At 34.4% G+C, this 14,168-nt stretch carries 10 protein-coding genes and 1 pseudogene; 6 read left to right on the top strand and 5 right to left on the bottom strand.

Annotation, left to right across the window (positions count from 1 at the left end; all coding sequences use genetic code 11):
- Window positions 1–21: 21 nt before the first annotated feature.
- Both mqnC and bcp read left to right on the top strand, forming a co-directional pair.
- Window positions 22–1,080, top strand: a complete 1,059-nt coding sequence (gene mqnC, locus HYD3684_RS07005; protein WP_015419965.1) for a cyclic dehypoxanthinyl futalosine synthase — start codon at window positions 22–24, stop codon at window positions 1,078–1,080.
- 10 nt (window positions 1,081–1,090) lie between these two features.
- Window positions 1,091–1,558: a thioredoxin-dependent thiol peroxidase gene (gene bcp / locus HYD3684_RS07000; protein ID WP_015419964.1), complete on the top strand. Its 468-nt coding sequence runs from the start codon at window positions 1,091–1,093 to the stop codon at window positions 1,556–1,558.
- Here bcp and HYD3684_RS06995 read toward each other — a convergent pair.
- The 4 genes and pseudogenes from HYD3684_RS06995 to HYD3684_RS06980 form a co-directional block, all read right to left on the bottom strand.
- Window positions 1,555–4,893 (bottom strand): EAL domain-containing protein, encoded by a 3,339-nt coding sequence (locus HYD3684_RS06995; protein ID WP_015419963.1) that lies wholly within the window; start codon window positions 4,891–4,893, stop codon window positions 1,555–1,557. The two genes, bcp and HYD3684_RS06995, sit on opposite strands and share 4 nt — an antisense overlap.
- Window positions 4,894–4,903: 10 nt before the next feature.
- Window positions 4,904–5,557, bottom strand: coding sequence for a regulatory domain containing protein (locus HYD3684_RS06990; RefSeq protein WP_015419962.1), 654 nt, complete (start codon window positions 5,555–5,557; stop codon window positions 4,904–4,906).
- A gap of 111 nt (window positions 5,558–5,668) precedes the next feature.
- A pseudogene (locus HYD3684_RS06985) lies at window positions 5,669–7,316 on the bottom strand (IS200/IS605 family accessory protein TnpB-related protein).
- 62 nt (window positions 7,317–7,378) lie between these two features.
- Entirely contained in the window at window positions 7,379–8,299 is a 921-nt protein-coding gene (locus HYD3684_RS06980; protein WP_015419961.1) for a KaiC domain-containing protein, read from the bottom strand.
- Window positions 8,300–8,477: 178 nt separating this feature from the next.
- Between HYD3684_RS06980 and dnaK the strand changes: the two genes are divergently transcribed.
- Window positions 8,478–10,352 carry a molecular chaperone DnaK gene (gene dnaK, locus HYD3684_RS06975; protein WP_015419960.1) on the top strand — a complete coding sequence of 625 codons (1,875 nt, stop codon included), beginning with the start codon at window positions 8,478–8,480 and terminating at the stop codon, window positions 10,350–10,352.
- A 211-nt stretch (window positions 10,353–10,563) separates the two neighbouring features.
- On the opposite strand, the gene HYD3684_RS06970 is transcribed toward dnaK, so the two are convergent.
- Window positions 10,564–11,151: a TetR/AcrR family transcriptional regulator gene (locus tag HYD3684_RS06970; RefSeq protein WP_015419959.1), complete on the bottom strand. Its 588-nt coding sequence runs from the start codon at window positions 11,149–11,151 to the stop codon at window positions 10,564–10,566.
- A gap of 14 nt (window positions 11,152–11,165) precedes the next feature.
- On the opposite strand from HYD3684_RS06970, the gene nikR reads away from it, so the two are divergent.
- The 3 genes from nikR (at window position 11,166) to HYD3684_RS06955 (ending at window position 14,137) form a co-directional block, all read left to right on the top strand.
- Entirely contained in the window at window positions 11,166–11,585 is a 420-nt protein-coding gene (gene nikR / locus HYD3684_RS06965) for a nickel-responsive transcriptional regulator NikR (RefSeq protein ID WP_015419958.1), read from the top strand.
- A 69-nt stretch (window positions 11,586–11,654) separates the two neighbouring features.
- The gene (locus HYD3684_RS06960) at window positions 11,655–12,677 is read left to right on the top strand and encodes a HoxN/HupN/NixA family nickel/cobalt transporter (protein ID WP_015419957.1); all 1,023 of its coding nucleotides are present in this window, start codon (window positions 11,655–11,657) and stop codon (window positions 12,675–12,677) included.
- Window positions 12,678–12,808: 131 nt separating this feature from the next.
- Window positions 12,809–14,137, top strand: a complete 1,329-nt coding sequence (locus HYD3684_RS06955; RefSeq protein WP_238524025.1) for a carbohydrate porin — start codon at window positions 12,809–12,811, stop codon at window positions 14,135–14,137.
- The last annotated feature ends 31 nt before the right edge of the window (window positions 14,138–14,168 follow it).

Genomic DNA, 14,168 nt, shown 5'->3' with positions numbered 1-14,168 from the left:
ATAAGAGAATATATTTAAAATATGAAAGTTTTGGATATTGGAAAAAGGATAGACGAGCAAACAGCCAAAGAGCTCTTTGAAGAGCTTGATTTAAATACGCTTGGTTTTTTGGCAGATAAAAAAAGAAGAGAGTTTCATGAAGACAACATTGTAACATTTGTTATAGATAGAAACGTAAATTATTCAAATGCCTGTGTGGCATCTTGTAAGTTTTGTGCTTTTTATAGAAAACCAAAAGACGAAGAAGCTTACGTATTGCCAAAAGACGAGATATTGAAAAAGGTAAGAGAATTAAAAGAAAGAGGCGGAACTACACTTCTTATGCAAGGTGGATTAAATCCAGAATTAGGTCTTGATTATTTTAAAGATCTTATAAGCTCAATACATCAAGAATTTCCAGATATAGATATACACTCATTATCGGCTCCTGAGATAGTTTATCTTGCCAAGATTGAGAAGATGAGCATAAAAGATGTAATAAGAGAATTAAAACAATCAGGATTAAAATCTATACCCGGTGGTGGTGCAGAGGTGCTATCTCCAAACGTAAGATCTGTCATAAGTAAAGGCAAATGCAGCACAGATGAGTGGATAGAAGTGCACAAAAGCGCTCACGAGCTTGGAATGACTACAACAGCCACAATGATGTTTGGCCATATAGAAACTATAGAGGATATACTCTACCATCTTTCTCTTATAAGAGATTTGCAAGATAAAACCGGTGGTTTTACAGCTTTTATACCGTGGACATTTCAAAAGGGTAACACTGAGCTTGATTATGTAGAACCAGCTTCAAGCGTATATTATCTAAAGGTTTTGGCAATAAGCAGGTTGTTTTTAGACAACTTTAAGAATATCCAAGCCTCTCACGTAACTCAAACCATGCAAATAGGTACCGTGGCTCTTCACTATGGGGCTAACGATCTTGGTAGTGTGATGCTTGAAGAAAACGTTATATCTTCAACGGAGTTTAAAGTGAGGATACCAGCTGTTGAAGATATGATAAAAAATATTAAAAAAGCAGGTTTTATACCGGCAAAAAGAGATACGTATTACAATATATTAGAAATATACAACTAAAGGAGGTATTATGGAAAAAGCACCGGATTTTTGCTTACAAGGTATCGATGAAAACGGCAATGAAAAAGAGTTTTGTTTAAAGGATTTTAAAGGTAAAAAGATAGTGCTTTATTTTTATCCAAAAGACGATACCCCAGGATGCACGAAAGAGGCTTGCGGATTCCAAGAAAATTTAAATCCCATAAAAGCAATGGGTGTGGAAGTGATAGGAGTGAGTCCAGACAGTATAGCTTCTCATAAAAAGTTTAAAGAAAAATACGGTTTAAACTTCATACTCTTATCAGACCCAGATAAAAAGGTGGCTGAAGCCTACGGAGCTTATGGTGAGAAAAAGATGTATGGCAAAGTTACAAAAGGCATTATAAGATCAACGTTTGTAATAAACGAAAACGGCGAGATAGAAAAAGCTTGGAAAAATGTAAAAGTAGATGGGCATGTTCAAGCTGTATTAGATTATCTTAAAAGCCAAAAAACTTAGATTATATATTTTATAGCCTCTTCTAAAGGCATAGGTTTCGCAAAAAGATAGCCTTGAGCTATATCACACCCTATTTCTTTTAAAAGCTCATATTGCTCCTCATTTTCAACACCTTCTGCTATTGTTTTAATGTTTAATGCTTTGGCAAGGTTTATTATGGCTTTTACCACCGCCAAACTTCTTTTATCAAAAACTATATCCTTTACAAAGGATATATCTATCTTTATAATATCAAGCTCAATATTTTTAATATAGGAAAGAGAAGAGTAATAAGTGCCAAAGTCATCCAAAGCAACTTTACTACCAACTGATCTTATATTTCTCAAGATTTCTTTTGCCTTTTCAAAATCTGATAGCAACATCCTTTCTGTAATCTCTATTACAAGCTTATCTTCAAACTCATGACAAAGGCCTATAAGCTTTGACATGAACATATCATCTTTGAAGCTGTTTGCAGATATGTTGAAAGCAGAGCTAAAATGTGATTTAGCTTTTGAAATAAACGTATTCATATCCTTTTCAACCATCTTTAAAAATACCTCTTGAAATCTATTTAAAAAATACGAAGAAGATTCGAGGTAATCTATAAACTTGTAGGGAGATATTGCACTGCCATCTTCATCTATTATTCTCATGAGGGCTTCAAAACCTACAAAGTCTTTTGTTTTAATGTCAAAGTAAGGCTGATAGAAAAATTTAAACAACCCTTTGTCCAGAGCTCTTTCTAAAAGCTCTTGAGCCTCTTTATACTTCTTGAGGGATGAACTTATATCTTCGTTGTAAAACCTGTATGTGCCCGGTCCTTCTTTCTTGGCCTCTTGTAAAGCAATGTTGGCTTTTTCGCGAAGCACTTCAAAAGAGTCACCGTCTTTATCGTAAAAAGACACACCTATATTGATAAAGATGTCAATACCAAGCTCTTTTGAAACAAGCAATTCGTTTATTTTGTTTATAAAATCGTTAATTTTAGAAGTGATGTCCTCTTGAGAACACTCTACGAACATACCAAACTCATCTGGCCCAACTCTCGATAGCACAACATCATCTCCAAACTGGGATTTTGAAACGCTATTTAGCATATTAGCAAAATCTTTCAACAATTTATCCATATGTGAAAAGCCGTGAATCTGGTTTAACTCAGAAAAACCATATATATCAATAAGCAAAACGGCTCCTTTGTCTGAAGTTTTAGAGCTTTTAAGATAAGAAATCCTATCGTTTATAGCTTTAGAAAAACCAGCCATGTTTAAAAGGCCTGTAAGATCATCTATAAGTCTAAAGCGTTCTAAACGCTCTTGAAGCTCTATTTCTTTTGTTATATCTTTTGCTATAGTAATATACCTTACAGTTCCATCTTTGAGCTTTACCGGTATTATCATCTCTTCTAAAACAAAGATATCACCGTTTTTAGCTTTGTTGTAAAAAATCCCTTCAAAGATATCACCAGATTTTATAGTATCCCAAAGTCTTTTGTAGAATGTATCATCGTGATAACCAGATTTAAATATGCTTGGTTTTCTCCCTATTACCTCTTCGCAAGAGTACAAAGATATTTTACATACCGTTTGATTTGCATATAGGATATAGCCATCTTCATCCGTTATAAGCACCCAACCTTTAGAGTTTTCTACGGCTTTTCTTAATATGAGGCTATTTTGCTCTTCCAAGATTTTTTTCAGAGCAAAAGATACGTCTTTCTCAAGCTCTTCAAGTATGCTAACAATATGATAATTATCAAAGAATTGAAATTCTTTTTTATATATGCTAATAATATAAACAACTTCATTTTCGTTGTGAGAAAGTATTGGTGTAGATGCCTTAGAATACGTAGGTTTAGATTGTAAAGCGATAGATTTGCTAAGCAAAGCTCTTTTTTCCTCTTCTAAGCTGATATCTTCAATAGGTGTTCCAGATTTTAACATAAGTTCAAGATTGTCTTTTTGTTTTACTTTAAATATCTCAACGTAGTCAAAATCAAACATTATAATGGTCTCTGCTATGCCGCTTAATAGTTCGCTCTCTAGTTCCACACTTACCAGTATAGTGTTTATCTTTTTTAACATATCAAAAAGTTTGGCCAACAACACTTTCTCAGAAATATCAAATACTGTATATAAGATGTATGTTTTATCTTCCATACTTAGCTTGTTTACATAAACTTCTACGTTTATCTTTTTGCCGCTTTTAGAAACATGAATAAATTCAAAACGTTTTAAATCACCCTGTATTATATTTGTTAGCAATCTTTCCGATTCCTCTTTTGGCCCTCCTTCAAGTTCATATATATACATATTTTGAATTTCTTCTTTAGAATAGCCGTATAACTTTGACGCTGGTTCATTTGCCTTTAGAATTTTTCCATTTTCATCTATGAGGAGTAACGGAAGAGAATATTTATCAAACAACACCTCGTAAAAGTATTTTTCCTGATTCAAAAGATATTCATTTTTGGTCTTCTTGATTATAAAAGCTATAAAACCAAGTATGACAACACCAAATATAAACCAAGACAAAAAGACGGCTCTTAAATTGGTGTAATAACCTTTTAATACAAAAGGAATAGAAGCAGATACATAAGGATATATAACTTTACCAACCACAAGATCAAGTCTTGTGATAGCTGCAAGTTTTGGCTCACCATCTATAGGAGATTTGTATCTTACAAGGGCGAAACTTAGGTTTTTATGAGATGTTATAAAATAATAAAGAGGTTTGTGTATTCGGCTTTTAGACAAAATAGGTATATGAGCGTTTATGACACCGTTTGGAAGCAAAACCCCATAAGAAAAACCTGTTGTAGAAGAAGCGTATATGTAAAGAGGAGGTTTATGTATTTGTAGAAGATATAGGCTGTCTTTTATAGGTAAAAGCGTAAATATAAAGTAGTGCTTATCTATTTTAAAAGCCGGTGTAAAACAGTATTTATGAGAAGAGATGCATTTGTAAATTGCATTTTTTATATTTTGATTTGATATAGCATCTTCATAAATAGATAGCTCATCTTCTTTATAACCTTTACCAACAACCTTAAGATTTTTATCTATTATAAGAAATAGGCTATTATCGTTGTCAAAGTTCTTTTGCAAAATATAAGAGGCTCTATGCATATCAGATTTTGTTATTATGTATCTGATATTTTTCATAAGATAATACTCTAACTTGTTTTGGTTAGCTATATGATGTTTTAATGTATATAGATTGTTTCTTAGATCTGCTTTTGTATATTCTATAGCATCTTTTTTATACTTACTTATATAAAACAAGTTAAGACCTAAGCCGAATGTTATAAAGATAAAAGCTAAAACAAAAAAGAAGAATTTACTTTTGTTCTTCAACGTCTCTTATCTAATCTTTTATTTGATCATGAATAGCTTGCTTTATCTCGTGTATAAGGGCTGCTGGGGTTTTGATAGGGTAGTGTATTAGCTTTATTATCTCTTCTGTATTAACATTCTTAATCTTTACGTTTTTTAGCTTTTCTTGTAAAACATTGCCATCTGTTATTGGATATTTTATACCTTTGGTATTTTTAAGCACAAGATAAGCCCACGGTACATCCAAATCTCTTACGATATCCTGAGCTATCAAAGAACAGTAATGCACGAGGCTTTGGGCATCCTGGCCGTCTTTTACAAACTTGTAAGCTAATTTCGCAATACCACCAGCTGTATGAACCTTCATTTCCTTAGATTCTTCTTTTGTAAGCTCCTCTAACTTTTTTATCTTTTCCATGGCAAGGGTTGGATCGGCCCTTAATATATTTTTTACAGTGTTCTTGGTAAGTCCTACCTTAGCAGCTATCTCTTCTTCTGGTTTTATGTACTCTTCTTTTAAAACAATCACATAAGAGGCTCTAGCCAAAGAAGGAAGCCATGTTAGAGTCCTAAACTCAGAAAGCTTAGAAAGACCTCCAAGAAGGTCTATGGCTTTTAAGAAAACTCTTTCCACCAACCTTTCCAAGTCTTGCTCGTTTTCAAAAGCACCGTTTAGCGTAATCATATCTATACCTGGTCAACCAAACTGTACAAAACTGTAGAGCGATGCAATCGCATTTCGAATCTAAGAAACATTCAAAGCCACTCCAAAGCTCAGAGAAATGCTTACAGCACACTATTGCTCTGTACAGCTTGAGTTGGGGTATTTGTATTCCGCCATTTCAGACACTTCCGACCCCAACAGGCGGTATTTTGGAAGTGTCATAGTCCCTATACCAAGTACAGGAACTAACCTATTAGCCACTGCTATCCAATCCTTTGAAATTATAACACGTTTTAAAGGAGAAAAATCTCTGTAAGATTTTTCAAGACAGCAGAAAGCAAGGACTGTGAAAAGAACTTGCCAGTTTTTGTGTCCCGCATAAGCGGAACCTCTCACCCGTTCCTTCCGTCGGTTTACAGGTTGTTGAGAAACTGACTTACTCTTTTCACTTTCTATAATAAGCGACAAATGTTTTTGTAGTGCTTTAAGTTCTTTTCTTAATTTACTTAGCTTACTTTTTAATTTGTTTCTTTTGTACTGATTTCTTTCTTCTTTTATCTCTTTCTTAAGTTTTGCAATTCTGCCATCAATACTGGCTTCACTAAACAAAAGAAAATCTTTATCATTTAATAATCCTTTGTAGTTTTTAGGTAGTTTTTCCTTATATCCTAATCCTCTTCTTGCTATTACAAATGCTGCTGCAATATCTTTGTCTATGTTAAACTGCGGTGCATATTTTAATTTGCCTATTAAAGATGTATATGCTGGATTTACTTTTCTAATTTCTATTCCATTTCTTCTTGCTGTAATCTCTATTTTATTTAATAATCTCTTGTATATCCACTTTTGCAATTTCTGTCTTAGTTTAGCAAACCCATCTCCTCTTTTACCTTTTGGTAGTTTATCTAAGTTTTCTATTGCAATAGCTTTGTTTTCCTTCTTAGCAATTTCTATTATTTGATGTGCTATTTGCCATTCTAAATATTGTCTTTTTTCTGAGCTAACATCCAATAACTCATGCAAGCTTATCGCTTGATAGTTTTCCAGATTTCCATCTTTTGACACTGTTACTAATGCTAAATGAAATGGATAAGCGTTTATATCTATGCCTATTATTCCATTATCTTTTTTAATTGTAACAGGTGGTAATTTTTCTTCCACAGATATGAAAGCATATACATTACCGTTTTTTACTTTTAATCTAACGCTATATGGAAACCAATCACTTGTCTGATATGCCTTTTCTAATATAAACATAAACTCTATCCATTTATCTTTTTCTCTTTTAACACTTCTAATTACCTTTGCATAGATATACTGTCTATCTCCTGTGTTTATTCTTAAATAAAGTTTATCATTTATCCACTCAAATCTTAAATTCAAATTACCTTGTTTTGTTTTATCTCCTCTTGAATATAAATTCCCTTGTCTGCTTTCTTTCCATTTTGTCTTTAGCTGTTTTCTTCTTTTACCTGTTAAATGGTTTTTCTTTAATTGCTCAAATGCTTTTCTTGAGCCAAATATGAGCTTTTTTGGGTTTTGTTCTCTCTCTTTGCATGATGTAATCATCGATTGTGCTAAAAATATAGCATCATCTGAGTATCTTGTGTTTATGTTAAATAATCTTGATAAATGTTTTTTTAAATCTTTTCTTTTTTTCACCTTCTAACAACCTTTTGTATGCATATCTCATTGCAGATGAAAATCTACGCATCAAATCTAATACAATCTCTTTATCTTTTTCATTTTCAAATTCAAGCAAACATTGAAATGTTAACATTTCTTTTTAAATCCTCTTTTTCCGTATATACTACATAAATATACACTTTTGTGTAAGATTTGTCAACTGTTGTTAGCCTCCTCTTCGGATTTTACATTTTTACCTATGGGCTCTTTTATCACTACGAGCCCTGTTTCTGTGATATCCAAAAAATGCGTCTTTGTGTCGTGCCCAGACATCCTGCAACCATCTATTCTAAAAAGCCTTACTATATCACCTATTTCTTTTTTATAAAGCCTCGCCTTGTAAGTAGAATCCACTAACTCCTTTGCCAGCACCATAGTACCATCTACTATATGACCTACAGCATAGCCTCCAGCCGCTTCAGCGGTAAGCTCTTCATGACCGCTTCTTTTCTGGGATACAAAAAGAGCCGTCTGATACCATTTTTTCATAAAGTTGAACATCCTTCTTACTATTGCTCTTGCCATCATCTCTTTGTTTTCAAATAGCCCAGTGATAGAATCCACTACAGTGAAGTTTATTTTGTAGGTTTTTATAGCGTAAGCCAGAGTTGCTAGTAAATCAGGTATATTTTCTCTAAGCCTATCCGAAGAAGCAGCATCTATAAGTATTATGTTGTTTTCAAAATCTTCAAACTTATACCCCATAGCTGAAGCTCTTAGCTTTAGAGAAGCCGCTACAAAGTTAGCTGGGGCTTCTACGCTTATAAAGGCTACTTTTTTACCCTTTTGAGCCTGATATACGCTGAATTGCTCAGCCATGAGAGATTTACCTGTATCTGATACACCAGTTATATTCATTACCGAATAAGCTGGTATACCTTTTAGACTCTTTTTTACAATTTTGCCTTTTTCTGATTCTACTACGAAAAACAAATCATCAAGCCCCTCAACACCAGTTTCAACGCCGTATATTTTTGGTGCTTTCTCAAGCGCTTCTTTGCCAACGTATATAGCGCTTAGATCTGGCTTAGGTTTTTCCTGTCCTTGAACCTCTTCCTTGTCAAAATTTTCTTCCATAAATTTATTATAACTTAACTTTTTTCTAAAAAGCTGATAAAACAAATACTTAAGATAATATTTACTTTCTACTTTAAAGTATTTGGCTTTTAGTATGTTATAAATATACTAAAAAAACTTGACAAAATTATACTTAAGTTTTATTATAATAGTATATTAAAGTAGGAGGTAAAAACGTATGGCAGAAAAAGTATTGGGTATAGACCTTGGAACTACAAACTCTGTTGTAGCTGTAATGATAGGTGGTGAACCAGTGGTTATAGCAAACCAAGAAGGGGCTAGGTTGACTCCTTCGATAGTTTCATATACAAAAGAAAAGGAAGTTTTGGTGGGTGATCCAGCCAAAAGAAGAGCAGTACTAGACCCAGAAAACACTATATACGAATCCAAAAGGTTTATAGGTAGAAAATACGAAGAGGTTTTAGACGAAGCAAAAAGGGTATCTTACAAAGTGGTTCCAGATGACAAACAAGATGCAGCTTTTGAGATACCAAACATTGGAAGAAAGGTAAGACCCGAAGAAATAGGAGCTCAAGTGCTTAAAAAACTAAAAGAAGCAGCCGAAGCTTATCTTGGTGAAAAGATAACAAAAGCCGTTATAACAGTACCAGCATATTTTAACGAGCGTCAACGTCAAGCTACAAAAGACGCAGGAGCTATAGCAGGTTTAGAGGTCCAAAGAATATTAAATGAACCAACAGCGGCAGCTCTGGCCTATGGGCTTGACAAACAGTCTGATGTTAAAATCTTAGTATATGACTTTGGTGGTGGTACTTTTGACGTATCTATCCTAGAAGGTGGAGACGGTGTTATAGAGGTAAAAGCCACAAACGGCGATACACATTTGGGAGGTGCAAACATAGATGAGCGCATAATGGAATGGCTTATCTCTGAGTTTAAAAAAGAAACCAATATCGATCTTAAAAACGATAAAACAGCACTCCAACGCCTAAAAGAAGCTTCAGAACAAGCTAAAAAAGAGCTTTCTTTTAAGATGGAAACGGAAATAAACCTACCATTTATAACCATAGACCCAGATACCAAACAACCTATGCACCTACAGAAAAAACTCACCAGAGCGAGATTAGAAGAGATGATAAAAGACCTCATAGATAGAACTATGGAAATAGTAAAAAGGGCCTTAGAAGATGCAAAGCTAACTCCAAAAGATATAAACGAAGTGGTATTAGTGGGTGGTTCTACACGTATACCTCTAGTTCAACAAAAGATAAAAGAGTTCTTTGGCAAAGAACCTCACAAAGGTGTAAACCCAGATGAAGTAGTGGCAGTGGGTGCTGCTATACAAGCTGGTGTTATAACTGGTGAAGTAAAAGACATATTGCTTGTAGATGTAACACCGCTTTCTTTGGGTCTTGAAACGTTGGGTGGAGTGATGACTACCCTTATACCAAGAAATACGCCTATACCTTACAAAAAATGCGAAGTATTTACCACAGCTTCAGACAATCAAACAGAAGTAGAAATCCATGTGCTACAAGGTGAAAGACCAATGGCCAAAGACAACAAATCTCTTGGAAGATTTACCCTAACTGGTATACCACCAGCACCAAGAGGAGTACCACAAATAGAAGTATGCTTTGACATAGACGTTGATGGCATACTTCATGTGACTGCTAAAGACAAAGCTACAGGCAAAGAACAATCTATAAAGATACAAGCCTCCGGTGGACTCTCCAAAGAAGACATAGAAAAGATGGTAAAAGAAGCAGAAATGCACGCTGAAGAAGATAGAAAGAACAAAGAACTCATAGAAGCAAGAAATAGGCTAGACTCTTTGATTTACAACCTTGAGAAGCTTTTAAACGAACATAAAGACAAGATACCTCAAGATCTTGCCCAAGAAGCCGAAGCTGAGATATCAAAAGGCAAACAAGCACTAAATTCCGCCGATAAGAACGTTATAGAAGAAGCTTACAACAAAATAACAAATATATCCAACAAGATAGCTACAAGCTTATACTCTTCTGGTCAAACCCCACCACCAAACGATCAAAACCCACCAGATGACGGTTTTAACGCAAGACCAGTATAACTATACCAAAAGCCCCTTTTGGGGCTTTTATAAAAATTAAAAGTGAATATGTATATCTTGGGGTATCTCTATATCTTTTAGCAAATTTTTGATATATTCGCTTGTGGTAGATGGGTAAACTTTGGCTTTTTCTTCTAAATCTTTTTGTTCCATACACAAAAACGACTGGGTATTTGCTACACAAGAAAGTCCCTGTATCCAAAAAGCGTTTTCATGCTTTTAAAGCCATATATATATTTTCTGATATGTAGGGCTCGTAGTAGTCTAAGTCGTTGTCTAAAACGCCTTCATAGTATAAAAACACTATGCCCCCTATCGAACCAATCATAGTAGAAAAAGCTGTGAAAAATTCTTGATTTCTAAGCTCTCCTTTTTCAACGCCATCTGAAAGCAGTATCATAGTTTCCGTAACAATCTCTTTCACACAGGTAAAACCTTCGCATCCGTCTTTGAAAACTTCTCTATTCACCAAGAAAACCTTTAAAAAATAACTCATAAGCTGAGGTTCATGTTTTGCAATGTCAAAGAAATTCCTAACAAATAAGCTTATTTTTTCTTTAACGCTCACGTTCAAAGAGTTTATATAAGAGAGTTTTTCACCTACAAGTTTAGACACAGTTAGCATCGTTTCTTTTGCTAGCTCTTCCTTTGACTCAAAATAGTTATAAAGGTTGCCTACACTCATGCCCGAAGCGTTTGCAATATCTGGCATTGTTGTGTTATAATAACCACTTTTAGCAAAAAGCTCACAGGCTACTTTTATAATCTGGTTTTTCTTCTCATCTTTGCTATTTGGCATAGTAATATAATATAATGAGAAAGATGGACAAATCAAAGGTTGAAAGGATATGTATAACAATACCAAAAGAGCTTGTAGATTTTATAGACAAAAAAGTAGAGCAATCTTACGCATCAAGATCTGAGTTTATAAGAGATTTGGTAAGAGAGGCCATTGTAGAAGATGAATGGGAAGATGAAAACAATGAGCTTATAGGGGTTTTGGTGATAATATATGATCATCATAAAAGAGAGCTTACACAAAAGTTGCTCGATATACAGCACAACCATTATATAAACATTCTATGTACTACGCATATACATATAGATCATAACAATTGCTTAGAAACCATAATGATAAAAGGTCCTAGTCAAACGATAGTAGAAACTGTAAACATCATATCAGGTCTCAACGGCGTTAAATTTGCTAAGTTGGTAAAAGCTTCAAAACTATAATATATATCATATTACTTTTTTTAAAAAAATATTATCATAAATGATAATTCATTCAGGAGAAGATACAGAATGAAAAGTGCAAAACTTATGCTTTTTGGGCTTTTGGTGTTCAACACTCTGGTATGGAGTTTATTCGTAACAAGCTTTTACAATATACCAGGGCTTTTGGCTATAGGAGGTATGGCGTATCTTTTTGGACTAAGACATGCATTTGATGCGGATCATATAGCAGCCATAGACAACACCACAAGAAAATTGGTTCAGGATGGTAAAAATGCCAACAGCGTAGGTTTTTTCTTCTCCCTTGGACATTCAAGCGTTGTTATAGGGTTGTCGGTAGCTCTTATATTTGCCACAAAGGCCGTAAAAAACTCTATACCCACTTTGCAAAACATGGGAAACATAGTAGGCACTCTCATATCAGCTTTATTTTTAACGCTCATAGGTATTATCAACATATTCATATTTAAAGCCCTATACGATATATATAAAATGTATAGAGAATCTTCTTCTGAATATCAAGAAGAACTAAACAAGATATTTCAAGAGCTTTTAAACAAAAGAGGTTTTATGGGAAGGTTTTTTAGCTTTTTGTATAAAAAAATAGATGCCCCTTACAAAATGTATATAGTAGGATTTTTGTTTGGTCTTGGGTTTGATACGGCTACAGAAATTGCTATACTTGGTATATCTGTGGCTTTGGCAAAGACAAGTATGAATATATGGAGCATACTGTTGTTTCCACTGCTTTTCACAGCAGGTATGACGTTAATGGATTCTTTTGATTCTTTTATCATGAACAACATATATGCTTGGACCAACAACGACCCTATAAGAAGACTATCTTTTAACCTTGTTATCACTGGTGCTAGTATTTTTATAGCCCTTTTTATAGGCATGCTGGAGTTTTTGCAAATTATAACACAAGAGTTTATGCCAAAAGCTTACTTTACAAATTTAGTTAACAGTATTCCCCTTGGTAAAGTTGGTATATTTATTGTGCTTTTTATGATATTTATATTTTTAGGAGCGTTTATTTTCTATGGAAAAGCTATAAAACAAGATATGTATCATACAAGAAATATAAATTAAAAATATAGCGAGGTTAAGTATCATGGAGGTAAAAATTTTTTTTATGAGAAAAACTTTGTTTTTGGTGTTTTTTTCCTTGCGCTTTAGCCTTTGGCGAAAACCTTCCCCCTTGGTTTCCTCAATTCTTAGGTATGAAAGCAACATTTGTGGGTCAATACTCTACAAACTTCAACTCCCCTTACGAAGGACCTATGACCTTTGGTAATCCATATAAAAACAACGGTGGTGGAAGATCCGAAGAGGTAACCCAGTCTTATGGTTTATACACAGGAGCACAGCTTACAAAAGATATCCAAGCTTATCTTGATATACAGCTTTTTAAAGGAAACGGCGTAGGTTATGGTCAAGGAATAGGTGGTTATCCAAACTTCCTTTACATAAGGGCAGGGTCATCTGATCTTGGCAAAAACCCATATATAGCAAGAGCTTATATTATATACACAAAAGCCCTATCTCAATCTTTGGAGTATGAAGGAAGAGCTCCAGATCAGCTTCCAGGGTACTATCCAAAAGAATATTTTTATATCAAGATAGGAAAGTTTTCCCTAGCAGATGATTTTGATAACAACCGATATGCTAACTCTCCAAGAACTCAGTTTTTAAACTATGATTTTAACGACAACGTAGCTTGGGATTACGGAGCAGATACAAGAGGATACACAGTAGGTGTAGAATCTGGTGTTGTTAAGAAACACTATTCTTTTAAAATAGCTTTAGGGGCAGAACCTACCATGGCAAACGGCAACACCTACGATCAGTCTGGAGCTTACAGTCTAAACACACAGCTTTCTCTAAGACCAAACGACATAGGAACTGTGATAAGGCTTCTTGGCATGCTAAACTACGGTAGGATGGGAAGCTATACTGAGGCTATGGATAATTTTAGCTATTATTATTCTCCAAATAGCCCTTGTTATTACACAAAATTTGGACCAAATGGAGCTTTGGCAGGATATGATTACCCTGTTATATGCACAGAGTCAAAAGATCACAAAAGATACAAATGGGGATTTTTCCTAAACTTAGAACAACCTATAGCAGATGATGGTAAAACAGGACTCTTTTTAAGAGCTGGTTTTAACAACGGACAAACAGAAGATTTTGCCTACACCGATGCAGATAGAGACATAGCAGGCGGTATTTCTATAAACGGCGTTCATTGGAAAAGGCCCAAAGATCAACTTGGTATAGGCCTTGCCATAAACGCCCTTTCAAACACCCACAAAAGATATTTGGAATCAGGTACCATCAACGAACCATCATCTTCATTCTTTGTAGGCTCAGGTCAAAACGGACAATTTAACTATGGCTATGAAGAAATAATGGAAGCTTACTACAAGTATCAACTAAACAAGTATATATCTATATCTCCAGATGCTCAATACATAAGACATCCAGGGTATGATAAGAATAGAGGTCCTTTGTGGGTTTATGGGCTTAGAGTAAATGCACAGTTTTAGAGCTTTTATCATGCCAAAAGCCTATAAATTT

It is taken from the genome of Hydrogenobaculum sp. 3684 (assembly GCF_000213785.1).
Lineage (GTDB): Bacteria > Aquificota > Aquificia > Aquificales > Aquificaceae > Hydrogenobaculum.
This window is presented reverse-complemented; position numbering and strand designations above follow the sequence as displayed.

What these genes read in the sequence shown, in the direction of transcription:
- mqnC (WP_015419965.1), top strand. Translation starts at nt 22, where the DNA reads ATGAAAGTTTTGGATATTGGAAAAAGGATAGACGAGCAAACAGCCAAA.
- bcp (WP_015419964.1), top strand. Translation starts at nt 1,091, where the DNA reads ATGGAAAAAGCACCGGATTTTTGCTTACAAGGTATCGATGAAAACGGC.
- HYD3684_RS06970 (WP_015419959.1), bottom strand. Translation starts at nt 11,151, where the DNA reads ATGCCAAATAGCAAAGATGAGAAGAAAAACCAGATTATAAAAGTAGCC.
- nikR (WP_015419958.1), top strand. Translation starts at nt 11,166, where the DNA reads ATGAGAAAGATGGACAAATCAAAGGTTGAAAGGATATGTATAACAATA.
- dnaK (WP_015419960.1), top strand. Translation starts at nt 8,478, where the DNA reads ATGGCAGAAAAAGTATTGGGTATAGACCTTGGAACTACAAACTCTGTT.
- HYD3684_RS06960 (WP_015419957.1), top strand. Translation starts at nt 11,655, where the DNA reads ATGAAAAGTGCAAAACTTATGCTTTTTGGGCTTTTGGTGTTCAACACT.
- HYD3684_RS06990 (WP_015419962.1), bottom strand. Translation starts at nt 5,557, where the DNA reads ATGATTACGCTAAACGGTGCTTTTGAAAACGAGCAAGACTTGGAAAGG.
- HYD3684_RS06955 (WP_238524025.1), top strand. Translation starts at nt 12,809, where the DNA reads ATGAAAGCAACATTTGTGGGTCAATACTCTACAAACTTCAACTCCCCT.
- HYD3684_RS06980 (WP_015419961.1), bottom strand. Translation starts at nt 8,299, where the DNA reads ATGGAAGAAAATTTTGACAAGGAAGAGGTTCAAGGACAGGAAAAACCT.